This window comes from Paenibacillus sp. FSL R7-0179 (assembly GCF_038002265.1).
Lineage (GTDB): Bacteria > Bacillota > Bacilli > Paenibacillales > Paenibacillaceae > Paenibacillus_AQ.
The window spans coordinates 60,849-85,856 of record NZ_JBBOCC010000001.1 but is presented as its reverse complement, the minus strand read 5'-3'; the positions used below and the strand labels follow the sequence as shown (position 1 = coordinate 85,856).

At 42.4% G+C, this 25,008-nt stretch carries 17 protein-coding genes and 1 pseudogene; 9 read left to right on the top strand and 9 right to left on the bottom strand.

What is annotated here, in order from left to right; translation table 11 throughout:
- Positions 1–49: 49 nt before the first annotated feature.
- Entirely contained in the window at positions 50–3,205 is a 3,156-nt protein-coding gene (locus MKX63_RS00330) for an AAA domain-containing protein (protein ID WP_341014495.1), read from the top strand.
- Positions 3,206–3,324: 119 nt separating this feature from the next.
- On the opposite strand, the gene MKX63_RS00325 is transcribed toward MKX63_RS00330, so the two are convergent.
- Positions 3,325–4,518: a transposase gene (locus MKX63_RS00325; RefSeq protein WP_341014490.1), complete on the bottom strand. Its 1,194-nt coding sequence runs from the start codon at positions 4,516–4,518 to the stop codon at positions 3,325–3,327.
- Positions 4,519–4,683: 165 nt separating this feature from the next.
- Between MKX63_RS00325 and MKX63_RS00320 the strand changes: the two genes are divergently transcribed.
- The gene (locus tag MKX63_RS00320) at positions 4,684–5,967 is read left to right on the top strand and encodes a DEAD/DEAH box helicase (RefSeq protein WP_341014494.1); all 1,284 of its coding nucleotides are present in this window, start codon (positions 4,684–4,686) and stop codon (positions 5,965–5,967) included.
- Positions 5,968–6,464: 497 nt separating this feature from the next.
- Here MKX63_RS00320 and MKX63_RS00315 read toward each other — a convergent pair whose 3' ends face one another.
- From MKX63_RS00315 to MKX63_RS00305, 3 genes are all read right to left on the bottom strand, one after another.
- Entirely contained in the window at positions 6,465–8,471 is a 2,007-nt protein-coding gene (locus MKX63_RS00315; RefSeq protein WP_341014493.1) for a DNA methyltransferase, read from the bottom strand.
- Between the two features lie 108 nt (positions 8,472–8,579).
- The gene (locus tag MKX63_RS00310; RefSeq protein ID WP_341014492.1) at positions 8,580–9,053 is read right to left on the bottom strand and encodes a hypothetical protein; all 474 of its coding nucleotides are present in this window, start codon (positions 9,051–9,053) and stop codon (positions 8,580–8,582) included.
- Between the two features lie 84 nt (positions 9,054–9,137).
- The gene (locus tag MKX63_RS00305) at positions 9,138–9,887 is read right to left on the bottom strand and encodes a hypothetical protein (RefSeq protein WP_341014491.1); all 750 of its coding nucleotides are present in this window, start codon (positions 9,885–9,887) and stop codon (positions 9,138–9,140) included.
- A 358-nt stretch (positions 9,888–10,245) separates the two neighbouring features.
- Here MKX63_RS00305 and MKX63_RS00300 point away from each other — a divergent pair, with 358 nt between their 5' ends.
- A complete protein-coding gene (locus MKX63_RS00300) occupies positions 10,246–11,439 on the top strand; it encodes a transposase (protein ID WP_341014490.1) in 1,194 nt (397 codons plus the stop codon).
- 106 nt (positions 11,440–11,545) lie between these two features.
- Here MKX63_RS00300 and MKX63_RS00295 read toward each other — a convergent pair whose 3' ends face one another.
- The gene (locus MKX63_RS00295; RefSeq protein WP_341014489.1) at positions 11,546–13,159 is read right to left on the bottom strand and encodes a hypothetical protein; all 1,614 of its coding nucleotides are present in this window, start codon (positions 13,157–13,159) and stop codon (positions 11,546–11,548) included.
- A gap of 893 nt (positions 13,160–14,052) precedes the next feature.
- On the opposite strand from MKX63_RS00295, the gene MKX63_RS00290 reads away from it, so the two are divergent.
- From MKX63_RS00290 to MKX63_RS00270, 5 genes are all read left to right on the top strand, one after another.
- Positions 14,053–14,340 carry a hypothetical protein gene (locus MKX63_RS00290; protein ID WP_341014488.1) on the top strand — a complete coding sequence of 96 codons (288 nt, stop codon included), beginning with the start codon at positions 14,053–14,055 and terminating at the stop codon, positions 14,338–14,340.
- 508 nt (positions 14,341–14,848) lie between these two features.
- Positions 14,849–16,672 (top strand): McrB family protein, encoded by a 1,824-nt coding sequence (locus MKX63_RS00285; RefSeq protein WP_341014487.1) that lies wholly within the window; start codon positions 14,849–14,851, stop codon positions 16,670–16,672.
- Positions 16,644–19,058 (top strand): restriction endonuclease-like protein, encoded by a 2,415-nt coding sequence (locus MKX63_RS00280; protein ID WP_341014486.1) that lies wholly within the window; start codon positions 16,644–16,646, stop codon positions 19,056–19,058. The genes MKX63_RS00285 and MKX63_RS00280 overlap by 29 nt, the downstream gene beginning before the upstream one ends.
- 30 nt (positions 19,059–19,088) lie before the next feature.
- Positions 19,089–19,886, top strand: a complete 798-nt coding sequence (locus MKX63_RS00275) for a DUF6602 domain-containing protein (protein ID WP_341014485.1) — start codon at positions 19,089–19,091, stop codon at positions 19,884–19,886.
- Positions 19,887–19,955: 69 nt separating this feature from the next.
- Positions 19,956–20,486 carry an NADAR family protein gene (locus tag MKX63_RS00270; protein WP_341014484.1) on the top strand — a complete coding sequence of 177 codons (531 nt, stop codon included), beginning with the start codon at positions 19,956–19,958 and terminating at the stop codon, positions 20,484–20,486.
- Between the two features lie 207 nt (positions 20,487–20,693).
- On the opposite strand, the gene MKX63_RS32510 is transcribed toward MKX63_RS00270, so the two are convergent.
- From MKX63_RS32510 to MKX63_RS00265, 3 genes and pseudogenes are all read right to left on the bottom strand, one after another.
- Complete coding sequence (locus MKX63_RS32510) at positions 20,694–20,777, bottom strand: putative holin-like toxin (protein WP_367272796.1); 84 nt, start codon at positions 20,775–20,777, stop codon at positions 20,694–20,696.
- A 309-nt stretch (positions 20,778–21,086) separates the two neighbouring features.
- Positions 21,087–21,149, bottom strand: a pseudogene (locus MKX63_RS32505) (putative holin-like toxin); the annotation flags it as partial.
- A 28-nt stretch (positions 21,150–21,177) separates the two neighbouring features.
- The gene (locus tag MKX63_RS00265) at positions 21,178–21,711 is read right to left on the bottom strand and encodes a hypothetical protein (RefSeq protein ID WP_341014482.1); all 534 of its coding nucleotides are present in this window, start codon (positions 21,709–21,711) and stop codon (positions 21,178–21,180) included.
- Positions 21,712–22,241: 530 nt separating this feature from the next.
- On the opposite strand from MKX63_RS00265, the gene MKX63_RS00260 reads away from it, so the two are divergent.
- The gene (locus MKX63_RS00260; RefSeq protein ID WP_341018464.1) at positions 22,242–23,345 is read left to right on the top strand and encodes a slipin family protein; all 1,104 of its coding nucleotides are present in this window, start codon (positions 22,242–22,244) and stop codon (positions 23,343–23,345) included.
- Between the two features lie 94 nt (positions 23,346–23,439).
- Here the strand turns inward: MKX63_RS00260 and msrAB are convergent, their stop codons facing one another.
- On the bottom strand, positions 23,440–24,993 hold the full coding sequence (gene msrAB, locus MKX63_RS00255) for a bifunctional peptide-methionine (S)-S-oxide reductase MsrA/peptide-methionine (R)-S-oxide reductase MsrB (protein WP_341014481.1): 1,554 nt from the start codon (positions 24,991–24,993) through the stop codon (positions 23,440–23,442).
- Between the last annotated feature and the right edge of the window lie 15 nt (positions 24,994–25,008).

Below are 25,008 nucleotides of genomic sequence, written 5' to 3'. Positions count from 1 at the left end.
AAATCATACCGAATCAACAAACATAAATTTTTATAGGGGGAAAATTAAGATGAAGTATATTTTTGAGAAAAGTATGTTGACAGAACTCGCTAATAATGGATGTAGAAAGCAAGTTATCAATCGTCTTGACTTAGAGTGGAAAAATTTTTGTAAGAAGGAAAGGATTAATACTGGTACTATTATTCCTGATAGGATGTACATAGAAGAAAAGTTAACTACCATTCCTTATCCAGATAGACCTCCTCTAGCACAAATAAAACTCGAGGGTGAATTGGCTGAAATTTGTAAGTTAGAGGAAATTTCTCATAATTACAAAATAATTTCAGAATTTAATACTGAAGAAAACGATGACTTAGATGACTTAGAGGAAGAAATTAAAACAAAGTTTTCTAAAGAGAATTACGACGGAATTTATAATAAGGTAATTGAAGCATTTGAATTTTCAAGTTATACGGTTGAAAATTTATCCGAATTAATAAAAAATGAATTAATATCTAGCAATGATTTTAAAGTGAAACTATCTTCAGATTCGCCCAATCTAATCGATAAATTCATAAAACGTTTTGATCCGTCTATCACAGACTTTATTTATCAACCTGAGTTTTCTGTAGATTCTGATTTCTTTTACCCATTAGTACGGGATCATCATCGTTTACAATTAAACAATTTGTCCATAGCTTTCAAATCTCTCAGACCTGATCTTGTACAGGTACTTGATTGTAATCATGAATGTATGGTTTTGGATGAACACTTTAATATTGTCAAATCGAGTCCGAATAAAATTAAACTTCAAATCTGTGATATTAAAATGTCAGAATTCAATAACAAATTTTTCTTGGAACTTGGAATATATATAATTGCCTTTAATTCATTTATTCATAAACATGGTCTAAACACAAGATTTGAAGTTATATCCACAGGAAAGATTTTTCCACAAGATAATACAAAAACACGAAAAGAGATTCAGAGCATTATTAGTTCAAACAAACATGAATTTTGGTTAGGAGATTTTGCTAATGTTAAGAGTAAATTAGAAAAAGTCTTCGATTATCATCTCTTAGAGGTTATTTCAATAATAGAAGGAAGTGATTTGGGGAAATACTCCAACGTTAAAGTTAATCATAAATGCCAGACTTGTGATTACTATGGTGGACAATATTCTGATCACTTGAAAGGGCATTTGAAGCATGAACTTCGAAAAGATATTGATAATCAAGATGTTGAGGAGTATCTAACCAATCCTGCAAATAACTTTTGTAGGTATGTTGAGCAACAGAAAAATAGTGTTAATTTATTATCTAGTTTAAAAAATGGACAAAAAAATTTAATTATTGATAAATGTGTTAATACTATCTCAAAACTTGATTCTGAAATTCAATATAACGTACTGGGAATATTTAAAGACAATAAAACACTTAAAGCTGATAAAAAAATAATAGGAGCACAAGTAAAGTTAAAAATGAACGTTCAAGGTTACTCCAAAACTGGAAATTCAACTTTGAATTTACCGAAATATAGTGATCTTACGATATTTATTGATGAAAGACATGATACCCAAGGTAGAAGCTTAGCACTTTCCTTAGCTTATCGTTTTAAAGGAAAGGACCCTAATGGAGAAAACGTCAGTGAGTCAACCTTAAGCGATCCCTATTTAGCTATTATCGAAGACTATAGTGTAGTAAATGAAAAACGATATTTCCTAGATTTTCTTATTCATTTTAATAAGATTCTGAAAAAATTTGAAAATCATAAAAATAATTATAATAGCCCAGCAAAATTTTCAATTATTTATTGGAGTGAAGAGAATGTCGAACAGTTTAAACGATTATTTTTAAGTGTTTATAAATATATCACAAATTATAAAGAAGAGAGTATTGATGAGATTTACGCGGAGCTTCCTTTAAATATTATATTAGAAAAAAGGAGAGATATTTTTCAATTACTACAAAGATTTAATAGCTTTTTTACTTCAGATGAACAACTTCAAGATTATAGGGTTGTTGAAAAGACGCCGTTTTTTTCATTGAAAAAGGGAGTTGAAGACCTTTATGTGTTAAACATTAATTTTAATAGTACGTTAATTAGGGTACTGAATTTGTTAACTGGAAGTAATAAAAAAGAAATTTATTACAAACCTGATTCCGATCAGTTTAGCGGCACTGTTTACTCTCAAGTTTGGAAAAAATGGAGAGATCTTGCTGAAAAAAGTAAATTTATTGATCGGGTCAAATCTTTAATCAAGGACAGAATCTTTGGAATGAACTCAATTTTGATGAGCTTATATAACAATTCAATGGAACTTTTAGGAGCTACTCCAGAAATACCAATGCCAACAAAAATTAACCTTTTCCCAGAACTAAAATTTGGTACTGAATTAGTGATGTTAAATAAACTGAATTCAGTTTATTCGATGCTAGAACAAGAGAGCATCCATAATGAAGATCCGCACCCTAAAACAGTATTAGGAAAATCTATCTACCTAGAAAAAGAAATAATTGGTAATAATCGTAAAGAAATACTCGATAAATATGAGATATTAAACTCTGTTAACAAAAGAGTCTATCAGTTAAATGAAGATGCAATTGATTCTAAAATTGATGAAAAATCATTCGCTCCAACTATATATCCTATTAACAAAAAAGAATATATATATAAAAAGTTTACAAATGATAAATCCTTTGAGAATTATTGTATCTATTATGACCCAACTAAATATCTGAAAGGTATTAATTTTTTTAATGGAAAAGGAAAAGGCGCTAAAACATACATGGAGAAAGTTACAATCACTATTGTAAAATTTGATCGCTTTAAAAAAATAGTTATTTTGGAGCTCTCAAATGAAGTAGTTCAAATTATTGATTTTCTAGAAAGAGAGTTTAAGTTCGATTACACTAAAGATCTATTAATTGAAACTACTCACTCAAATGCTTGGGAGAAAAAATTAAAACAGGCTCTTAAACGTATTAAAGATAATGAACCTGCTAAATTTATACTTGAATCTTATATTCCTCAAACAGTAAACACCATTACTTCTCACGATGTTGAGAGTAGCTTACTATTATATTATAAGAATAATATTGTGCCGCTGGATAATTCTCAGAAACAAGCGATTGTTAATACTATTAACTCACGTTTAACTCTTTTATGGGGGCCTCCAGGAACAGGGAAAAGTCACACAATAGCACACCTCCTGCTTTATATCTGAGCATTTTGCATAATTCATTTTCAAGAAAAAAAAGAAGGTTATATCTCAAGCTGAATTGAGATTTTGAGTGAAAAAGATGAAAATGGACAGACGGGCAGAATTTTCAGAGGATTGAAATTTTAAGCGGCGTTTGTGCCTCGTTGTCTCGAGATAGCTAGCGCAGAAGCAAGCAAAATAATGGCATTCAAATATTGGTGAGTCGTGACTTTCTGAATGCCCCAAACATGTAATTGGTCTGCGGTTAGGTAGGTCTTCATTCGAGAATTGCATCGTTCTACACTTGTTCGCTTGTTGTAGAGTTCTTTCCAATTTCGGCTTTCTCGGTGTGGTAACGCATAGCGACGTAAATCGTCTCTGCTACTGACCTTAACGACCATTCCGTAATTGGAAGACGAACAGGCCGTCATACCTAAAGGACAATCCACTTTCCCCGTAGCGTGTGGACAACGAAACTTCAAACGTTCCTTTTCCTGTCCCCAATACGTCATTGGAAACCCCATCGAACAGCATGGCGTCCCTTTGCTTGTCATCCCTGCAGGAGGTTCCTTTTCGTTTCGCGGGTTCATTGGAATAATGGCCTGGGCCTTGACGCTGCGAGCCATTTCGTAGTTTTTCATTTGGTCATATCCTGCATCCAGCATGAAAAAACGAGGCTTGAATCGTTCGGCGGTTCGCTTCATGAGTGTAGGTCCCTCATCGCCATCATTTACATGAGCAGGTGTAACCTTTAGGGCAATCGGAAGTTCACTCTCCGTATCGACGGCCAGGTGCAGCTTATAGCCAAACCACTTGACTTTGTTGCCAAACGTATCGAGTTTAACTCCCCAATTGGCATTGCCGGTGAGTTCGCTTTTTCGCTTGGGTTCTTTTTTCTCGTAGGCGTGAATGGCTGCGCTGTCGATGGCGACATGCGTGCCGCCTAGGATTCCGGCTTCCTGACACTGAGCAACAAGATCCTCAAACAACTGCTGGGCAAGGTTTTTGCATGTCAGTTCGGCAAAAACCCGACTTAACGTAGAAATCGAAGGGGCGGGAATGTCCAGCCGAAGTCCACATTGGTAACGGAAACGAAGGTCAAATTCCAGTCTGCGTGCTAGGCCGGTGAACGTATCGATGTTTTCTAAGGGAGCCGCGAGTAATGCGCGAAGAATGCCTTGACGGCAGTGCCCGTCCGCTCCTCGGGGTGAAGGATTTCTTAATTGTCTCGCATACGGCCGTAGATCCAGTGCACTGAAAAAGAGGGGCAGTCGTTCTTTCGATTCAATTTTTTGAAGCTCCTCAAAGGAAAATAGACTTTCTTGGAGAATATACAAAGGGGGCTTCCTCCTCTTGAGTGTTTTGGTGTCGTTACCAAAAAACTTCTCCAAGTTGGGGTGAAGTCCTTTTTCATGCTCGAAAAACCTTTGTGTAATAAGGGCTTAGATTAATGCAAAATGCTCATCTATTTAACAAATGTAGATATAACAAAAGTTTTAGTAATGGGGAACTACGATGCAACTGATAATATTTTAAGTTCAATAATAGAATTACTTAATCACTATGAGGATGTCTCTATTACAAGAATCAAATCTTCAAGACGAGCCGATGCAAACTTTCCAAAAATAGAAAAATTAAATTTTGAAGAGTTAGTGGCTGATAATAAAAAAAGATGTGAAGAATTAGTTAAAATGAAATATAAATTTCAAATTTTCAGTTCTACTCCTGACCAATTGGAAAAAGCATTTATTAATAATTCTGCGCGATCATTTAAATTTGATTTTGTTATTGTTGATGAGGCTTCACAAATGGATGTAGGGCACTTTATTCCTGGTTTAATAAAAATCGCTCCTTCGACGCAATTTTTACTAGCTGGAGACCATCTTCAACTACCCCCAATTTCTAAAGTTAAAATTAAAGGAGCGGAAGAAAATTATTTCGGCTCAATATATGACTTTTTTAGAAAAGAGTATGCTAGCTTTTATCCAGAGATGAAGTCTGATCTTTTATATAATCGTCGTTCTAATGAAACAATTGTTGAGTTTAATAAGACAGCTTTTAATTATCCTGCAGCTTATCAAGCTGTTTCCACAAACGCAAAAGGGAAAATAAGTTTTAAATCTTCAATTAATCAAAATGATGTGCTAGATGCAGCATTGCACCCGAATTTTAGTACAGTATTATTAAGCTATGAGGATGGATACTCTCATCAATCAAATCTCTTTGAGGCCGAAAAAGTATTAGGCTTAGTAAGCAGAGCTTGGGAAAAGCAACTTATTGAGTTTGAGAAAAATAAGGCTTACTCTATTTTAAACTTCTTTGATAAAGGTCTAGGAATTGTAGTGCCTCATCGGGCTCAAAGAACCGTAATTCAGCAATTATTAATGGAGTATTTTATTGATTCCAATAAACATGGTTTTGATCAAAACATAAAAAAATTATTGAAAGAAAAAATCATTTCAGCTGTAGATACTGTTGAAAAGTATCAAGGACAGCAACGGGAAATAATGATTTGCAGTTATGTCTTAGGTGACCCAGATTTAATATCTCAAGAAGAAGAATTTATTTTTAACCCTAATAGATTAAATGTCATTATCTCACGTGCAAGGTTTAAAGTTATTTTGATTGCCTCTGATCAATTGCTTTCACATGCAAGCGATGATATTGATATAATAGAAAATCAAAAATCATTGCTTAAATACGTAGAATATACCAATAAAGAGCTTGATATATCATCAGATATATCTTGGTCACAAAAGTCTGCAAGATTTCGTTATAGAGAATAAAAAGATCTGCTCTTTCAGAAAGTTGAAATAAGGGGTGTCTCGAAAGCCATTAATTGGCTGCTTGAGACACCCCTCGTTTTTGAGTTGAAGATAAGTTAGGCTCGTGGTGAGGATGCTCCGCGAACTGACCATTATTCCAATTACTGTGCACCAAAGGTTTTACTCATTCTCCTTAGCAGTGAAATCCGGAGACCAAAGCGACCGCTGTTGCCGCTTTTCCACAATCAGTTCGTTCTCTCCATTGTTTAAGCAGGAATTGGATCTGAATTCTTTTTTTGTACCATTCGATCCATGGACACAGTTTGCTTGCCAGTGAATCTGGAGGGTCCAGGGGACTTTAGCTTGCCTATAATGTACTGAAACCAGCCACAGTGGACCAAAAAATGCAGGGCATCTATGACACCCTGCTGTCTTTTTACTGCTACTTGAATAAGAATGGGCTATTTTCATTTGTAGAAAATCTATTTATGAGGCAGCCCCTTCACAAACAATAAAAGCTATATCATTTTTTTAACGAGTTCCAAATCTTTTATAAGATCTGAGTTTGATGTTGAAAATACTTGAACAGCTAAGGATCTAAAAAAACTTAGTTTATCACACTCTTTTAAATCTAAACTTTCCATTACAAAATATTCTTTCCAAAATTCTACTAATGTATGAAGAGAGCCTTTCCATCGATCATTATTCATGCTTTTTTTTCTCATTATGATAATAGAATCCCACTTAATGGAATTTTCATTTGTGTGATATCCACTGTTTCCTTCAGACCTAATTGGTATTATATTAGTTATTTCAAATTCAGCCTTTTTGATTGCCTTGCCCATAGCCAACCATGCAAGTTCTTTATTATGATGATAAGAAAAAATCATCATCCCGCTTTCATTCAGTTTTTTGTGACACTGTTTGAAAATGTTTGTCAATTTGTTTTCATAATTACTATGAGTTTCGTCAGAAGTATCGTGCACAAATAATGATTGTGATAATGGATTTTGTTTATTATCTGATATTTGAGCTTTAATCCATTGATAGTAAAAATCAGCAAGTTCAGAATAATGTAGATTGTCGTAATATGGAGGGTCTGTCAAAACCAAGTCAACCGAGTTATCAAGAACTTGGTCCAAATTCTCAGAACTTTGATTTATTATAAGAGAGTCGGCTAAATTGTTGTAGAAAATCTTACTATTATTTGTTACAACAGATGAGATTTTCTCACCAGTAACCGTTTTCTGCAGGTTCCCGTTTAAATAATTTGATTCGTAAACTTCATTACAATAATCTTTTGCTTTCATAACCTTATTCAGGCATTTTTTGAAAGAACCCCTTCCAAAAGTTGGAGCACCCCAAACATTATTTTCTACAGGTCTAACTGGAACCGTGTATGCATGAATACCAAATAAAGGAGTCAATTTCCTATACCCGTAAGCATAATTACAAAGCATGTTATTGGATGCTAAAGAATCAGAAAAAGCAATTAATAACCATTCTCTGAAGTTTCTATCTTTAATTTTTAAAATTTCATCAAATAATATTGCAAGCGAAAACAATTGTCTTGAATTGAAGAGATCTTTATAGTATAGATATCCATGGCTGATCGGCCTAGGATCTGTTCGATTATCGCTTGGGATCTTATTTTGTGGTACATAGTATTTATCTAAAATTTTTTCGGATTTTTTCATAGCCGTACTATACAGTTCTTCATCCTCAATTGTTGTTTTTTTAAAAAAACGTTGTCCTTTATTCTCGTACTCTAATGCGAACATTTTATATCTTTTGTTCTCAGAAATAGTTTTAGCAAACTCGAATTTTGTGCTACAGTTTGGACAGACACAATAGCCTCTCTTATAGACACCTTTTTCAATTTCTGTTTTAGTTTGGCACGTGTTGCAGATAAATTCATTTGTGTGGTTATCTACAACATGAATTTCTCCGCAACATTTGCAAAAGACATCTTTCTTTTTTTTGTCAGAATTAAGTTTATAGTGTGGATGGGTATGTATATTAAGATTACAATTAGGACAATTCAATTCATATACCCAAAATACATTAATAATTGGATATTTAGACCCTTGGACAGTTGTTGTATACATTTCTTGGATTTCCCTTCCAACTGTTTCCTCAAGATGCTCTAATTCCATATCCAAATTAACATTCATACACTCTAACTCTTTTCTAGTTATAAAACAAGCTAAAGGGTCGATATCAACACCTATTGTTTTAGCGGCCATTTTTTTGGATTCTACAAGTGTTGTACCACCACCCATAAATGGATCAAGTACTGTAATGTCCAGAGTATTCTTTGAATAATAATGCTTCCAAAACTCTTCATCACTTGCATTATGAGGTAATGTTGCACCAATTAATATAGAACGCACGACAGAACCCAACCGCCTGGCCCACCATTTGTGTATGGTATATACAGGTTTCTTACTATTTCCTTCTTTTAAAGCTAAGTCCGATATGAGTTTAATGGGGAGATTTCTTTCAAGTAGTGTTTTATCAAGCATTTGGGTTACCTCTATTTCAACTTTTTAGCAATTGTATCATATTTGCTTTAAGTGGACCATCCCTTAAATGTTTATTAATGCTTGGTGAAGGCTTCTTATGTTTCATTTTCAATAAAATACTATTTCATTGATTATATAGTTGCTATCCATTCTGAAATAAATGTCCTTATGACTCTTCCAATTCCAATAAAACATTTCATCATTTTCGTTATAATTTGCAGTAAATCTGTTGAAATTTAAAGCTTGTGAGAATTCTTTGCGTACCAAATCAAATTGAGATTCTTCTATCCAATTTCTCCAATGAATGGGTAAAAGATCTTTGTGATTGTTAAGAGACTTTGATAAAGAATCTGAAAGCATTGATTCATATTTCATTTTTTGATACAAATATATTTCACCTTCTTTGTCAGAAGTAATAATTAAAGCATGATCTGAATAAAAGTTAAAGGCTACTATTGTGGTAGAAGTTTCTGTTTTATAACTTTTAGTGTACTGCTGAATTAACAATTGAGTAATATATTCCTTCATAAAGTTGTCAGGCTTTTTATTGAAAATTTTTTTGCTTACGGTAAGTTCAGGCATGTCAGACCTCCTTAAATAAGCCAAGACGGGAACGTTAGTTCCTATCTTGGCTTATTATATCATTGTAATCCATAAAATGGAATGCTATTTTTTTCTTCCTGTTAATTTTCTTGTAATATTAGAAGTATCTAAAATAGAATAACTTCTTGCTGCAATTTCTACATCTTCGAGTTTTTCATCAATATATTCTTTAGTAATTACGATTTCATCAGTTGAGAAGATAGCAGCTAATTGTTTGTAGAATATATCCGGTACCTTATCTACTTTATTTTTATTATATATAAATTGGTCATATAAATAAGATAGGTCTTTAGAGTTAATAAAAACTGGTTTTGTATAATGGCCTTTAGCAATTTCTTTACGGATAAATTTAGCCATTGCTTGTACTTGACGTTCTCTAAATTTGTTTCCAACAAAAATGTGAGATGTTAACTCTCCCGAAGAACAATAAGTTGATACATCAACTAATTCATTGAGAAGCTTAATATAGTGAAGAGCTTTACGATTTTCAGAAGATCCTAGCTTGTATCCAGATCTATCTAATGTGAATTTGCAGTCGTAGGTAAACCCATGTTTGTGCTCGACAGACATTACTCCGCTATTTTCTTTGTATTGAATAGTGAAAATTCCCTCTGGAACAGTTGAACCAGAATATTCCTTCCCCCATTTTTCAGAGTTAGGGAATAAGTGTTTAATAAGTGAATAGACGTCATCTTCAAGCATGTCTTCATCATATATTTCTTTAAGTTCAACAGTTTTATCTCCAATAAATGAGAGGTTTTTAGTAGCTTTAGTAGCAGCAGAAACGACTTGATGATGTGTGCGTTTTTCCAAATCATTAAGATATTCCTCGAAAATCTCATGAATTTGAGCCTTCTCTTTATAAATATATAGCTCACCAAAAGTAACTTGTTCAATTGTATCAAGAGCATAGCGGTTACTTGTTTGCTTATCAATCCCATAACATACAATAAGTGTGGGAACTAGCTTCTTTTCAATCCATTCCAGCGTTTTTTTTGATAATAGACTATCTGTAACGAGTAATTGATAAGGGCGGTTTTTGTATGAGCATTTTGCATTAATCTAAGCCCTTATTACACAAAGGTTTTTCGAGCATGAAAAAGGACTTCACCCCAACTTGGAGAAGTTTTTTGGTAACGACACCAAAACACTCAAGAGGAGGAAGCCCCCTTTGTATATTCTCCAAGAAAGTCTATTTTCCTTTGAGGAGCTTCAAAAAATTGAATCGAAAGAACGACTGCCCCTCTTTTTCAGTGCACTGGATCTACGGCCGTATGCGAGACAATTAAGAAATCCTTCACCCCGAGGAGCGGACGGGCACTGCCGTCAAGGCATTCTTCGCGCATTACTCGCGGCTCCCTTAGAAAACATCGATACGTTCACCGGCCTAGCACGCAGACTGGAATTTGACCTTCGTTTCCGTTACCAATGTGGACTTCGGCTGGACATTCCCGCCCCTTCGATTTCTACGTTAAGTCGGGTTTTTGCCGAACTGACATGCAAAAACCTTGCCCAGCAGTTGTTTGAGGATCTTGTTGCTCAGTGTCAGGAAGCCGGAATCCTAGGCGGCACGCATGTCGCCATCGACAGCGCAGCCATTCACGCCTACGAGAAAAAAGAACCCAAGCGAAAAAGCGAACTCACCGGCAATGCCAATTGGGGAGTTAAACTCGATACGTTTGGCAACAAAGTCAAGTGGTTTGGCTATAAGCTGCACCTGGCCGTCGATACGGAGAGTGAACTTCCGATTGCCCTAAAGGTTACACCTGCTCATGTAAATGATGGCGATGAGGGACCTACACTCATGAAGCGAACCGCCGAACGATTCAAGCCTCGTTTTTTCATGCTGGATGCAGGATATGACCAAATGAAAAACTACGAAATGGCTCGCAGCGTCAAGGCCCAGGCCATTATTCCAATGAACCCGCGAAACGAAAAGGAACCTCCTGCAGGGATGACAAGCAAAGGGACGCCATGCTGTTCGATGGGGTTTCCAATGACGTATTGGGGACAGGAAAAGGAACGTTTGAAGTTTCGTTGTCCACACGCTACGGGGAAAGTGGATTGTCCTTTAGGTATGACGGCCTGTTCGTCTTCCAATTACGGAATGGTCGTTAAGGTCAGTAGCAGAGACGATTTACGTCGCTATGCGTTACCACACCGAGAAAGCCGAAATTGGAAAGAACTCTACAACAAGCGAACAAGTGTAGAACGATGCAATTCTCGAATGAAGACCTACCTAACCGCAGACCAATTACATGTTTGGGGCATTCAGAAAGTCACGACTCACCAATATTTGAATGCCATTATTTTGCTTGCTTCTGCGCTAGCTATCTCGAGACAACGAGGCACAAACGCCGCTTAAAATTTCAATCCTCTGAAAATTCTGCCCGTCTGTCCATTTTCATCTTTTTCACTCAAAATCTCAATTCAGCTTGAGATATAACCTTCTTTTTTTTCTTGAAAATGAATTATGCAAAATGCTCGTATGAGAATCGCTTAAATGTAAATTCTTTTTTCTTGAACTTTTGATTGGATATTTTCGCATTTTTAAAATTTTCATGTTTATTGGTTAGATCATCTATTAGTGAATAAATGAATTTGTAGATATTATCGCTATTCGGATTTAATTCTTTTATTATTTTTTGATAAATGGGCTCATCACATTCAGGACATATCGAACTACCATTATCGTTTTTTGCAAGCAATTTAGTATCATTTGTTGTGAAACTACAATGTGAACAACTGTAGGAAACTTCTTCAGTTTCATCTATTAGCTTTGAAAAGCGTAGTTTGTCGTAGATGTCTTTGTGATCATTAGTAATTTGGTTAATGTTCGCAAATCTAAATATTTGATCGACTTTAAACGCTTCCCCACCATCAAATTTGTTTTGTATTGGTTGGTCAAGAGGGAAGCCGAATTTCATAAAAAATTTCTTTTTAATTGCACTTCTGGTTTGTTCACTTAAACTACTATCATTAAGTTTGAATATAACACTACCATCTTCAAGGGGAATTGAAAGGATTGATTTTGAATGTTGTTCTGAGCGAAAATTTATCTTTTTAATGTCTTTTAGGTTATAAAGATTAATTATTCCCCTTCTAAATGCATCATTAATACTAGGCCAGATATCGCTGCCTTTAAGTTGTAACTTCACATCTGGGGATTTAATCAGCAATGAATTAGAAAATGTAATAGAGTCAATGGTGAAATCCTCCGGCTCCTCATCTACTACAGGAGTACCTTCTTTAAAAAGCTGAACTACATCATCGATTTTGTATTGAACGAACAATTCGTTTTCCATTTTACGCAGTGCAGTATTAAATTCCTGGTCAAAATACTTTTTAATGCCGAAAACGTCATTGTGTGGTGCCTTGACCTCCAAGGATTGTTTTTTTATATCAACAGAAAACATTATCTGATCTCGATCTTTGATGCGCTTGTTCTGATCATATCCAGGCTTCTTGGAATCCTTTATTTTTTTATAAAGGAGATATATGGTCTGTTTTTCACCAACATCACAATGTGCGACAACTCTGTAATCATTGCTATATCCGGAATTCTGGCGCATAGTGTCTACAAGTTTCAAGTGAAAATTGTGGTCCTGGCTTAGTTTATTTCGCATATCAGTTAATTTTTTCTCTGCAATATAAAGATCACCAGAAGCTTTTGTCCTCCATTCATGAAGGACGAAAATCTCAAACAACCAGTTAGAATCTGTATAGAATAAAATAATAAGTTTTATTAGTGGAGAGACGGATGAGAATGAATAGTCAGGCAGCTTTAATTTGAAAATTTCATCAATGGACTTTTTCTTTCTTTGTAGAAAATCTTTTAAATATAAAAAATTAAGGAAATCAGAACGTTCACTTAGGTTTTGTTTCCATTTTTCAGCCTCGTCAAAGTTAGAAAGTTGAAGTATGGATTGTAAAGCTTCTATATCTGTAGCATTAAGAGAGGAAGTGAAAGCAACTTTGTCGGTTTCACTATAGTTCTCTTTGATTCTTTCATGACTAACAAGTAATTCATCCCAGTAAGCTTCTGAAACAGCTGGCTTGTCCTCAATATTTAATGAGTTCGACATGAATCTCATTCCTCCACAATCAAATTCTCCAAAGTTGCGTTAAAAACTAAGGGGCGTATTTCCTTTATACTATAATTATGTAAAAAAACCAATGATTTTAGTTTCTTAGCTATGCTAAGGCAATACACTCAGGAATAAAATTAAGCATGTGACATTCTACATGCCTTAGCGGCATAAAGCACAGTGGAAATGCTGAATGGGCTGCTTCAAAAGACAGTTCATTTAGAAATGCGCTGAAGTTTAGGATTTACCACATAGGTAAGAGGAAATTACTTGATAAAACTCTTTTAAGACTGCCTGAGTCGGAAGTGCTTCATTAGTATGTTAAGTTACGTACTTATAAGTACCGAATCTCTTACAGCATCAGGGTCCACCGCAAGAGCCTATCATTTACGCCCGTCTCCTTCCGGCAACTCCCTAATCCCCAAATAACCAGCTTTTTTGCAATGACACCTCCTAATCTTGGCAGAATACAAGTAAACTCGTTGGGGTGAGACTTCATTCGGAGGTTTGCAACTTAGCGCAACGTTTTTCCTGTAGACGATGAATAGATATTCAAACATTTATCATTTTATTTTATGTAAATTCGATATTCGCATTAAAAAAATATTTTCATCGTATACAATGGGGCTAATGGTGATGCCGAAATGAAGCATCGATAAGATTCAAAGGTGGAAAAATTCAATGTATTGTGAGTTGTATCCAATTGAGGACTCTGGTTAATAATGGGTTTCCAGGAAAGTGAGGATGCAATGCGCAATCTGACGCATAATTATGAGGAGGAGAAGGCACGGAGCCGAAGAGTTGATGATTTTTTAAATCAGATTTATCAAGAAAAGAACGGATATTCATAATAGTACGTTCGTTTAAACTTCTGTCTTGGAGGAGATATTGTGATCTTTCCAGCATGGTTTATAGAAACTATTCAATGTCGTTTGGTCGAAGTCAGTGCATTAATTGAACATCAATCTGAGCCTAGACTAGCTTTTGATGAAGAGCGAGAAGCTTTTCAAGCATTATTTTCTTCTATGGATATTGTGCATAGGCCAGAATTTGAAAACTGGGAGGATAAGCTTTCTATAAAGCAATCCGTTCTTTATGAACGCCTATATCTTCAAGGACTCAAGGATGGGATGCAGCTTGCACATGCGTTTAATGCTCCTTCTGCTCTCTCGGAGTAAGCACAATAGACAACATAAACATATTCATGTTTGGGCTGTTCATGCGACAGTCCTTTTCTTATGCCATTAATGGAAGGGAATCCTTCCCATATTGTCGAATTACCATACATATTGTAAATCCTGATGACTGGAGTTAACCGAGATGATCAAACAACTACGAAGCTGGTGGAAGGATACAGAGATTCCTAATTTAATCGGGCGTAAGAAAGTAGATTTTTCTATCTTTCGTGATGGAACCCATATTCCGGTGGAGTTTCATCCGGATTTCTTAGAAGCTAATCAAGGTCAACAGCCCAATCTGGGTGAAGGTATAAACGTTAAGCTTATCTATGAAGATCGAGATTACGAAGCCAAGCTATTTAAAATAGATCAAGCATCCGCTAGCCGGGAAGCTCTTCAGCTTCGTTATAACGGAAATCAGAGGTTGAAGGATTTTCTAATTGAGGTCTTCGCTCATTCTTACTCTTACATTATGCAAGAAAGAGAAAATCAACAATCCGATGTGGATGTGAAGAAACCCCAAGTCGTCGTCCCCGAAGATCAAGCGGAATACATAGATTTCTATGCGACAGGTATTCCTTTTGAATACCGTCTAGATTTCATTACTTATCAGCCGAATCCTAGTGTGTGGTGGGTTAATCAGGGGACTTCTATCCAGGCGGAGAAGGAAGAGGGGATTCTGTGGGCGCCTCTACTGAATACACAAGGGCGTAAACTCTATCACTGGGAGACGATGAAGGAAGTCCAAGAAGGCGATATCGTCCTTCATTACTCCAATAAAGCTATTCGTTATGTGAGTCAGGTTACTGCTGCAGCAGTGGAAGCTCCTAAGCCAAGCTCCATGGTGAATACAGGCTGGCAGGAAGATGGGCGGTTGATCCGTACAACATATGTAGAATTGATTCCGCCTATTGCGCTGCAACAATTCAATCAGCAAATTATGCAATTGAATATCACCCAAGGACCGCTTCATACCGGAGGCGGAGTGAATCAAGGTTATTTGTTCCGCTTCTCAAGACAAGCACTTCAAGTACTTCAATCGCTCACGGCAGAAGTGAATTGGCCTGAGTTTGCTATTCTAGATCAAGAAGAGGTTGCCTCTAATATAGAGAGCCTACGTGAGGTGATTCCTATTTTACCGCCATCGGATACTAGCATTCCTTCTATCCTCCACCACATCCAATCCCACATCCGCCGCCAGGGCTTCTTTTTCCCGGAGCATCTGATCGAGAATTTCTACCTGTCGCTGAAGGCGAAGCCGCTGGTGATTCTGGCGGGGATCTCGGGGACGGGGAAGACGAGGCTGGTGAAGCTGTTCGCAGAGGCGCTGGGGGCGACACGGGATAATGGGCGGTTCAGGCTGATTCCGGTGCGGCCGGATTGGAGTGATCCTGCGGATCTGCTGGGGTATAAGGATCTGTCGGGCAGGTTCCAGCCGGGGCCGATGATGCAGGTGTTCGTGGAGGCGCGGCAGCCGGAGAACCGGCATCAGCCGTATTTTATCTGCCTGGATGAGATGAACTTGGCCCGGGTGGAGCATTATTTCAGTGATCTGTTAAGTGTGCTGGAGACGCAGGAGTGGCGGGAGGGGGAGATTCAGACCCAGGCGCTGATCTCTCCGGCTACGCTGGGGAACCCTGAGGATGAGCGGACCTACGGCGGCCTGGGCATCCCGGAGAATGTGTTCCTGATCGGGACGGTGAATATGGACGAGACCACGCACCCTTTTAGCAAAAAAGTCCTCGACCGCGCCAGCACCCTGGAGTTCAATTACATCAATCTGCAGCAGTATCCGCAAGAGGCGGTTCAGGCTGAAGACGTTCCCGCTGCGCTGGCGGAGCTGAATCATCTGTTCGTCCGTTCGGATTATCTGAAGCTGGCAGATGCCTACGAACCTTATCAGGAGCTTGTGGTGCGGACGACCGGGAGACTGGTGAAGATCAACGCGCTGCTGGAGGATATTCATGCTCATGTGGGGTTCCGGGTGCGGGATGCGGTGTGCTTTTATATGATCTATAACGAGCGGTATGGCCTGATGGATGAGGAAGAAGCGTTCGACTGGCAGCTGCTGCAAAAGATTCTCCCGCGCATTCAAGGCAGTCACTCCTCGGTGCGCCGGGTTCTGCTGAGCCTGATCAAGGAGGCCATCGGCAATGGGACGAGCTTAACGTTCAATATGGAATTGCTCATGGAGGATGCGTCGCCGCTCTATTTGGAATGGGCTGGCGGGAAGACTCCGCTTGGGCTGAAGCATCCGCAGAGTGCCCGCAAATTGGCGTATATGCTGAGGAGGCTGGAGGAAGATGGATTCACCTCATACTGGCTCTCGTGACCAAGCGGTAGAATTGCTGCGGGTGGAGACGGAGCTGTTCACGCTGTATCTCCAGGGGAAGCCCTATCATCCTACGGTGGAGACGTTGCAATTGCATCGTTCCTCAGAGCAGGAGTGGGTAGAGGCTACGCTTGGCATCACTTGCCCGGAGCGGCTGGGTGAGGTGCAGATTAAGGTGTTCTCGCCGGAAACGTATGGGCTGGTGGAGTGGGTGCCGGGGGAGACGGCTTTTCCTTGCTTTTATGAGACGCAGTCTTACGAGCTGGTGGTTCAGCATAAGCAGGTGGAGAGTCTTACGTTCTATCATGAGAATGTGCTGCTCCGGCAGGCGGTGAAGCCGCTGGGGGACTCGATTCTGGCGGGCGTGCTGAACTTCAGGAATGAGGTCGGGCTGACGGAATGGGAGCTTCGGGGAGCGGGGAGGCTGCTGCTGAGGGTGGAGATGGAGATTTTCCCGTCGAAAATGGATTACAAGCTGGACTACCAGAACATTCTGCATGAAGTGAATGCGCAGATCTATAATCTGGCCTTCGACTTCCTGCGCCGGACCTACCAGCTCACCGGGCTGCGGGAGACCCCGCATCAGAGCCTGACGGAATTCTTCACGATCCTCCAGCACATCTTAAGGCAGCTGCTGGATGCGGTTGAGCGGATCAACAAGCACCCTCACTATGCGCTGCTTCAAGAACGAAGGTTAATGGATGCGGGCCGGGTCAAGCAAGCCGGAAAAGAGAACCTCCGCGAGCTCGCCAAGCACCCTGAACGGTTAAGGGAGGATGCGAAGCACGGGTTCCTGACGATCGGTAACCGCAGCTACACGGCCACACACTTAATGGAGACGCGCAGGCGCCTCGCCTATGATACGAATGAGAACCGCTTCGTCCGCTGGATGCTGGAACGGGTTCGCGGGAAGCTGAAGGAGCTTAAGCTCCGCTGGAGAGAGAACAGCCGAACCTCAGACCCCTTGCTGATGGCAAGGCTGGATTCGATGCTGAAGCAGATGGACCGGGTGCTGCAGATGGATTTTGTGCGTGAGGCGGGTGTGATGAAGCAGATGTCCGTTACACTGGTGCTGCAGATGGCCCCCGGGTACCGTGAGGTCTACCGCTTCTATCTCATGCTGCTCAAAGGCCTGTCGATCCAAACCGATCTCCTCCGGCTATCCATGAAGGATGTCGCGCAGCTCTATGAATACTGGTGCTTCCTAAAGCTGAATCAGCTGCTGGGGCAGAAGTATAAGCTGGTGAAGCAGAATATCATCCGGGTGAACCGGAGCGGAATCTTCGTTACGCTGGACCGTTCGCAGAGCGCCAAAATGGTCTATGAGAACCCGGTGAACGGGGAGCAATTCATCCTGTATTACAACGCGATTCCGGGTACGGATCAGACGCCGACACTGAGCCAGCGGCCGGATAATGTACTCACCTTGAAGAAGAAGGATGCGGGTCAGGTGAAGGAGTATAAGTATGTTTTTGATGCCAAGTACCGCTTGAATCCTGCCTATCCAGGCACTCCCTATGAGAAAAGGTACAAACAGCCCGGACCGGAGGAGGACGACATCAATACGATGCACCGCTATCGGGATGCGATTGTGTATCAGGAGCAGAGCTCCGGGGAGTATGAGCGCAGCATGTTCGGGGCGTATGTGTTATTCCCTTATCCGGACGAAGAGCGGTTCAAGAGCCACCCGTTCTACCGGAGCATTGAGCTGCTCAACATCGGCGCTCTTCCGTTCCTGCCGAATGCCACCGGTCTGGTCGAGCAATTCCTGGAGGAGATCATCCGTGACAGTCCGGAGAAGGCCTATGAACGCTCCACACGCCCGCGCGGTACGAAGGAGTATTATGCCGACAAGCTGGCGGGCAAGAATGTGCTGGTTGGATCGGTGCGGGGGCCGGAGCAGGTGGGGGTGGCGTTGCGGAACGCTTTTTATCATATGCCGCTTAAGAATCTTGCCAGCCAGAAGCTGCTGACCCAGATCGAATACATCGCGATGTGCCAATCCCGCAAGAAATTCATTAATCCGGCCAAAACAGGGATTCACTGGGTAGGCAAGGTGGCCGATTGGAAGGTGCTGCGGCGTAAGGAGATTACCGAGGTTCCTTATAGGCCGGGTACGGAAGAGGACCTGTATGTCCGGTTCACTATTGAAGAGTGGAAGAGGTTAGCTGATCCTATCGCGCTGGGCGGGCAAGGGATTCTCACGGTGCTCCATACCAGCAAGTATATTCTGGACCGGGCTTTGGAGCTTGCCGAGCTTCGGCTGGAGACGGAGGAAGCGATGCGGGAATGGCGGGAGAAGCGCCGCAAGGGTAGAGTGAAGGTGAAGCTGGATCATGAGGAGTATGTGGATTTGGGTCGGGTGGTGGAGGTTAGGAATATATGAAGTTAGTGACACTGATGACAGAGGTGAAGTATGCCCGTTGAGAGAAGTCTGCCGAATTATTATCAGAGCTTCAGCAAGGAATTAGATGTTGCAAAAAATCGGGTGAGAGATATTATCGGAAATACTCATTGGATATCTGATGGGACACATAAAGAGGCTATTTTGCAGGATGTATTAAAGAGATTTATTCCTCAGAAGTATTCAGTTTCAAGTGGATTTATTCTCTCCAACGATGGGGAATCCTGTAGTAAGCAACTGGACATTATTATTTATGATCAAGCTTCTCCGTTGCTTTTTAATGGGCCTAACTTTGTCATTGTTCCAGATCAATATGTTAGAGCCGTAATAGAAGTGAAGACCAGCTTAAGTGTGGGGACGAAATTGACAGATGCTCTAGAAAATCTCTATACTGTACAATCAATAATGGAGCGGGCTTCTGACAACGTTTATTTTGGGATATTCTCTTATGGCTATCAGGATTATCGAAACATTGGACCAGCAGTTGTGGCACAGCGATTATTTACGAGAATCCAAGAATTCTACCGGGATAAAAGACAGCATTATAATGGGATGGAGCTGCAATTTTTGCAGACGAGAACTTTAACTTCTTTATGTATGAATGGGCAGCTGTATGGCCTACATCGGAATAATACAACGCATAGTAATCCCAAATTTAGATTATATGATACCGGAGAACAGTCCTTCAATTATTTTGTGTCCAATCTATTAAACACATTAGATAATAATGCAATTACACTTTCAAAACCGTTATGGTTTCCTCAGTCCAAGGAGTCTCGTGTGCTTCTTAAGGAAAGGATTGAGCTTTGATCGAGTGAGATCAATTTTATAAATATAATGACCACTCCATAATATCAACACAAGGAGGCCAGGCCTGCCATGGACAAACAGGAACATATCCAGAAGCTGCATGATGAACATCGAAAGGAATGGTTATCGGCTAAGCCAGAGGCGCGTGTGATACGTTTCTATGAGACGGATAAGCCTTATGGTTGTTTTTCTAATTTTGCGAAGTATCCCATAATGTTAAAGGGCAAAGAGTGGGCGACATCGGAGCATTATTTCCAAGCGCAGAAGTTCGCAGGGACTGAGCATGAAGAGGAGATCCGGCTTGCCAGTACGCCTATGATCGCAGCCAGGATGGGGAGGGAACGGAATCGGCCGCTGCGCCCGGATTGGGAGGAATGCAAGGTTCAGGTGATGCGGGAAGCCTTGGTCGCCAAAGTCGAGCAGCATTCTGTGATCAAGTCCATTCTGCTATCTACAGGGGATTGCGCGCTTGTTGAGCATACCTCGAATGATGCCTATTGGGGAGACGGCGGGGATGGGCAAGGCGGTAATATGCTGGGGAAGCTGCTGATGGAGATTCGGGATGGCCTGGAGAGGGAAGCAGTCACCGGAGGCTCTTAAGGAGTACGATGCGTATTTCAATAGATAACTTCCTACATTTTCTTACTTTATAAAATGATTTGTGGTATAGTAAAGGCAGAAAAAACGTAGAATACAAAGAGAGCCGTGCTGCGAACACGACTCTCGGAGCAATAGCCGCTTTTAAGGGCGGTGGCTTCAGTGGGTAAAACAGTTAAAGAATAGACCGCTACCCTTGACTAGGGCGGTCTATTTCTTTTTGTGGAAAGAGAGAATCAACACAACCAGAGTCGCGAACGAAATCATTAGCGTCAATGCTTGGTATACCTCCACAGGCTTCACCTCCCTTCCGGGAGATTAGCCGACCGCCCATATAAGCCTTTCTATTGCTTCAGCGATTATACCATGAATGGAAATATTTGAATATACGAACAGCGCAGACTCTTTCAATGGATCTCGCCGGATGAGTGGACTCAGACTAATGAGAAGTTTTGAGAGAGTGGTACAATAGGCAGAAGAAAGTATAATGAAAAAAGAGAGCCGTGCTCGATACACTACTCTCGAAGCAGTATCCACTTTTAAGGGCGGTGGCTCGGTAATAGGTTTAGGCAGAAATAGACCGTCTCCTTTGACCAGGGTGGCCTATTTCTTTATGGGGGAATTAAGCAATGCGATAATGAACATGCCGAACATGAACAACAGGGATTACGAATGGAATACACAAACCGAATCCCTAACCAAGCTCAAAGCAGGCTCCCCACCTGCCTTTGGGCTTTTTTTCATTAATTAGGAAATTACGGTTTTCATCCAATGTGGATAAGTGTCTTGGAGCATGCGCAGGATGACTATATTCTGGAATGACTTCACCGAACACAATGGGCTGCGTGTGGTCATCTGGGCCGGAGACGGATAAGGTCGAAAAACCGACCACATTCGGTACAGCGGAGGCGCGATGGCGGGATAAGGTCGAAAAACCGACCACATTCGGTGCAGCGGAGGCACGATGGCGAGATATGGTCGAAAAACCGACCACATTCGGTACAGCGGAGGTGCGATGGCGGGATAAGGTCGAAAAACCGACCACATTCGGTGCAGCGGAGGCGCGATGGCGGGATAAGGTCGAAAAACCGACCACATTCGGTGCAGCGGAGGTGCGGTGGCGGGATATGGTCGAAAAACCGACCACATTGGTGATGCCGCAGGCGTGTTGTCCATGCCTCTTCCCCCCCTCTGGAAATTTATTCTTCCATCGTAATACTTCCGCCATGTTCGTTCCGCCTGATCTAAGCGATGATAGAGCCTGTAGATAACGCCGGGCGCGTTCATCCTACATCCGGTTCTTATCCGGGGCGGCGTAACGAGGCGGGGATCTCTGGCGATCCCGCAGTGCCGGCATGTATGTTACGGTATCCTGTACGGTCCGTTGCGGTAAGAGCAAACAAGGGGTTCGATTCCCCGATCGCCTTCACAGCGACGTTGGTTACAGTACTCGATTTCCATCGAGCGACTATTGAGCACAATCAGAGTAAGGCAACCAATGGACAGAGTCCCTGGCGGCTGGTCTAGCGCTACTGCGGCAGGGCTTTGTAATCCGTGGATACTGGCAGCAGGGAAGCTTGCGGAGACTGGGGCAAGGACAGAAGAGAACGAAGGCTGGCTGAAGGTTGGGTTAGTCTCAGGTATCAAGAGTCCTCCCGGATCTCCCGGCAGAGCGGCTGTCTCAAGCGTGATTCCGTCCGGGTCCGCAGCGGGATTCTGTCATCCATTGGTCAACACATGAAGGAGGTAATACATACGATGTTGAAGCCAATTACGATTCAAGCGGACCAGCGCGGTCTGCTCTTTCATAAGGGAAGTTATGTGAAGCGGCTGCTGCCGGGAACCTACCGTTATTTCTCCTGGTCGCAGCACACTGTGGTAGTAGTGGATATAACTAAGCCTTTTAGCGCTGGCGGGAAGGATCTGCAATTGTTCTTGCAGGATGAGGAGCTCCTGCGGGAGCTGGATGTGGTCCGGGTACAGGATCATGAACTGGTACTGCACTACGAGGATGGTCAGTTCATGCAGGTGTTGAAGCCGGGGGTGTATGCGTTCTGGAATCTGCTCAAAAAGCACACCTTCGTCCACACCGACATCCGCGTGCCGGAGCTGCCCGCCGGGATCGACCGCTCGATCATCGCGCGGATTGCGCCGCACCTGCAGAGCTGCGAAATTGCCAGCCACGAGCTGGGTTTCCTGTTCTATGATCATACGCTTCAGCGGGAGCTTACGCCGGGGAAATATTACTTCTGGAAGGGACCGGTCTCGGTGCTGACCAAGAAGGTCGATCTGAGACAGCAGCAGATGGATCTGCTCGGCCAGGAGATGATGACCGAAGATAAGGTTACGCTGCGTCTGAACTTCGTCTGCCAGTACCGGATCGTAAGTCCGCACCGTGTGCTGGAGATGAAGGATTTCGATGAGCAGATCCACATCCAGCTGCAGCTCCTGCTGCGGGAGTATGTCGGGACGCTGAGATTGGACGATCTGCTGAAGCGTAAGGAGGATGTGGCGACGTTCATCCTGGACCGTATCCGGGAGAAGGAGGAAGAGTTCGGGGTGCGCTTCCTTGGGGCGGGGGTGAAGGATGTGATTCTGCCGGGAGACATGAAGGAGATCCTGAACACCGTGCTGCTCGCTGAGAAAAAAGCCCAGGCCAACCTGCTCACCCGCCGGGAAGAGACAGCCTCGACGCGCAGCCTGCTGAATACGGCGAAGCTGATGGACGAGAACCAGACGCTGTTCCGGCTCAAGGAGCTGGAATTCCTGGAGAAAATATGCGATCGGATCGGCTCCATCTCGGTTACAGGCGGCGGTGATCTGCTGGAGCGGTTGAGCTCACTCATCGGCGCAAGTAAATAGACAAGAATCGCCCTCCACACGGCTCAGCTTATGAGCCAGTGGAGGGCGATCTTTTTAACAGAGGAGCTGCTTCATCTGTACGATTCCGCTTAATCTACTCCACCAGCCCCGTCAAATACCCGTAATGCTCTGCTTCCATCTTGTCGAGAGGGATGAAGCGGATAGAGGCGCTGTTGATGCAGTAGCGCTTGCCACCGCGGTCTGCGGGACCGTCGTCGAAGACATGGCCAAGGTGGATGTCACCGGATTGGCTGCGCACCTCGGTGCGTTCCATGCCGAAGCTAGTATCCGTGTGGTAGGTGACGACCTGCGGGGCAATGGGCTTCGTGAAGCTGGGCCAGCCGCAGCCGGAATCGTATTTATCCTTGCTGGAGAACAGCGGCTGGCCGGTAGTGATATCGACATACAGGCCGGGCTCATAGTTATCCCAATACTCGTTGCTGAAGGCACGCTCCGTGTCATTATTGACGGCCACTGCGTATTGATCGGCAGTTAACCGCTCCTTCAGTTCTGCGTCGGAAGGGCGCGGGTATTGGGCCGGATCGATCACCGGCTCTTGCCCGTCCAGAATTCTCAGGTCGATGTGGCAATACCCGTCCGGGTTCTTCGCCAGGTAATTCTGATGATATTCCTCTGCCAGATAGTAGTTCTGAAGAGGAAGAACTTCGGTTACGATCTTCTTGTCATACTTGGTCTGCTCCTGCGCTACGGCCTGCTGAATAACAGCTGCATCCTCCGGGGACGAATAGTAGATTCCAGTCCGGTATTGAACACCCTGGTCATTGCCTTGCTTGTTCAGGCTGGTCGGGTCAACGACCTTGAAATAAGCCTCCAGGAGCTGCTTCAGGGTGACCTGCTTCGAATCATACTTCACATGCACCGTCTCCGCGAACCCCCGGTCTCCGCGAATGACATCCTCGTAGGTAGGATTCTCGCCTTCCCCGTTGGCATAGCCGGAGGTAACGTCCTGAACGCCCTGGATACGGTACATGTATGCCTCGACGCCCCAGAAGCAGCCGCCCGCCAGATACAGGTTACGCAGATCCTTGTCAGGTATATTGTTGGTCGTGACCGCTGGCACCGGAGCGGCGGCTGAAGCGGACGTCATTCCTGCGAACGTGTCCTTAATCTGCTCGTTGGAGGCATGGCCCGGGAGGGATTTCACCAGCACCCCTTCTTCATCGATATAAAAGGAGCTGGGATACGCACGTACCTGAAACTCCTTAGCCCATGTCCCGTCTTCATCGAGCAGCACGGTCAGCTTGTCATAGGACTGCCGGTTGAACCAGTCCGTGAATTCCTCGGCCGATTTTTCGCCTTTGTAGCCGGGAGCTACAATCGACACCACCTCGAAGTCCTTCTCCTGTCCGGCCAGCGTATTCAGCTCCTCCAGACCGGCAAGGCAGATGGAGCACCAGGAGGCCCAGTATTTCACATAGACGTTTTTGCCGTGCAGATCTTCGAGCTTCAGTGAATCACCCTTCAGATCCTGTAAGGCGAATGCCGGTGCCGGCTTCCCCTTGCTCGTGGCTGCGGCAGAGTCTGTCTTACCTGCTCCGGCTTCCGGCTTGACGCCGCAGGCGGCCAGGACCGCGAGCATTCCGCCAATGACCAGGAGCATTCCGAACCATGTCCATGTCTTCTTCATGCCTGTTTCCTCCTC

Coding starts and splice junctions, on each gene's coding strand:
- MKX63_RS00330 (WP_341014495.1), top strand. CDS start 50: ATGAAGTATATTTTTGAGAAAAGTATGTTGACAGAACTCGCTAATAAT.
- MKX63_RS00320 (WP_341014494.1), top strand. CDS start 4,684: ATGGGGAACTACGATGCAACTGATAATATTTTAAGTTCAATAATAGAA.
- MKX63_RS00315 (WP_341014493.1), bottom strand. CDS start 8,471: ATGCTTGATAAAACACTACTTGAAAGAAATCTCCCCATTAAACTCATA.
- MKX63_RS00310 (WP_341014492.1), bottom strand. CDS start 9,053: ATGCCTGAACTTACCGTAAGCAAAAAAATTTTCAATAAAAAGCCTGAC.
- MKX63_RS00295 (WP_341014489.1), bottom strand. CDS start 13,159: ATGTCGAACTCATTAAATATTGAGGACAAGCCAGCTGTTTCAGAAGCT.
- MKX63_RS00280 (WP_341014486.1), top strand. CDS start 16,644: ATGGATTCACCTCATACTGGCTCTCGTGACCAAGCGGTAGAATTGCTG.
- MKX63_RS00275 (WP_341014485.1), top strand. CDS start 19,089: ATGCCCGTTGAGAGAAGTCTGCCGAATTATTATCAGAGCTTCAGCAAG.
- MKX63_RS00270 (WP_341014484.1), top strand. CDS start 19,956: ATGGACAAACAGGAACATATCCAGAAGCTGCATGATGAACATCGAAAG.
- MKX63_RS00265 (WP_341014482.1), bottom strand. CDS start 21,711: ATGGCGGAAGTATTACGATGGAAGAATAAATTTCCAGAGGGGGGGAAG.
- MKX63_RS00260 (WP_341018464.1), top strand. CDS start 22,242: ATGTTGAAGCCAATTACGATTCAAGCGGACCAGCGCGGTCTGCTCTTT.
- msrAB (WP_341014481.1), bottom strand. CDS start 24,993: ATGAAGAAGACATGGACATGGTTCGGAATGCTCCTGGTCATTGGCGGA.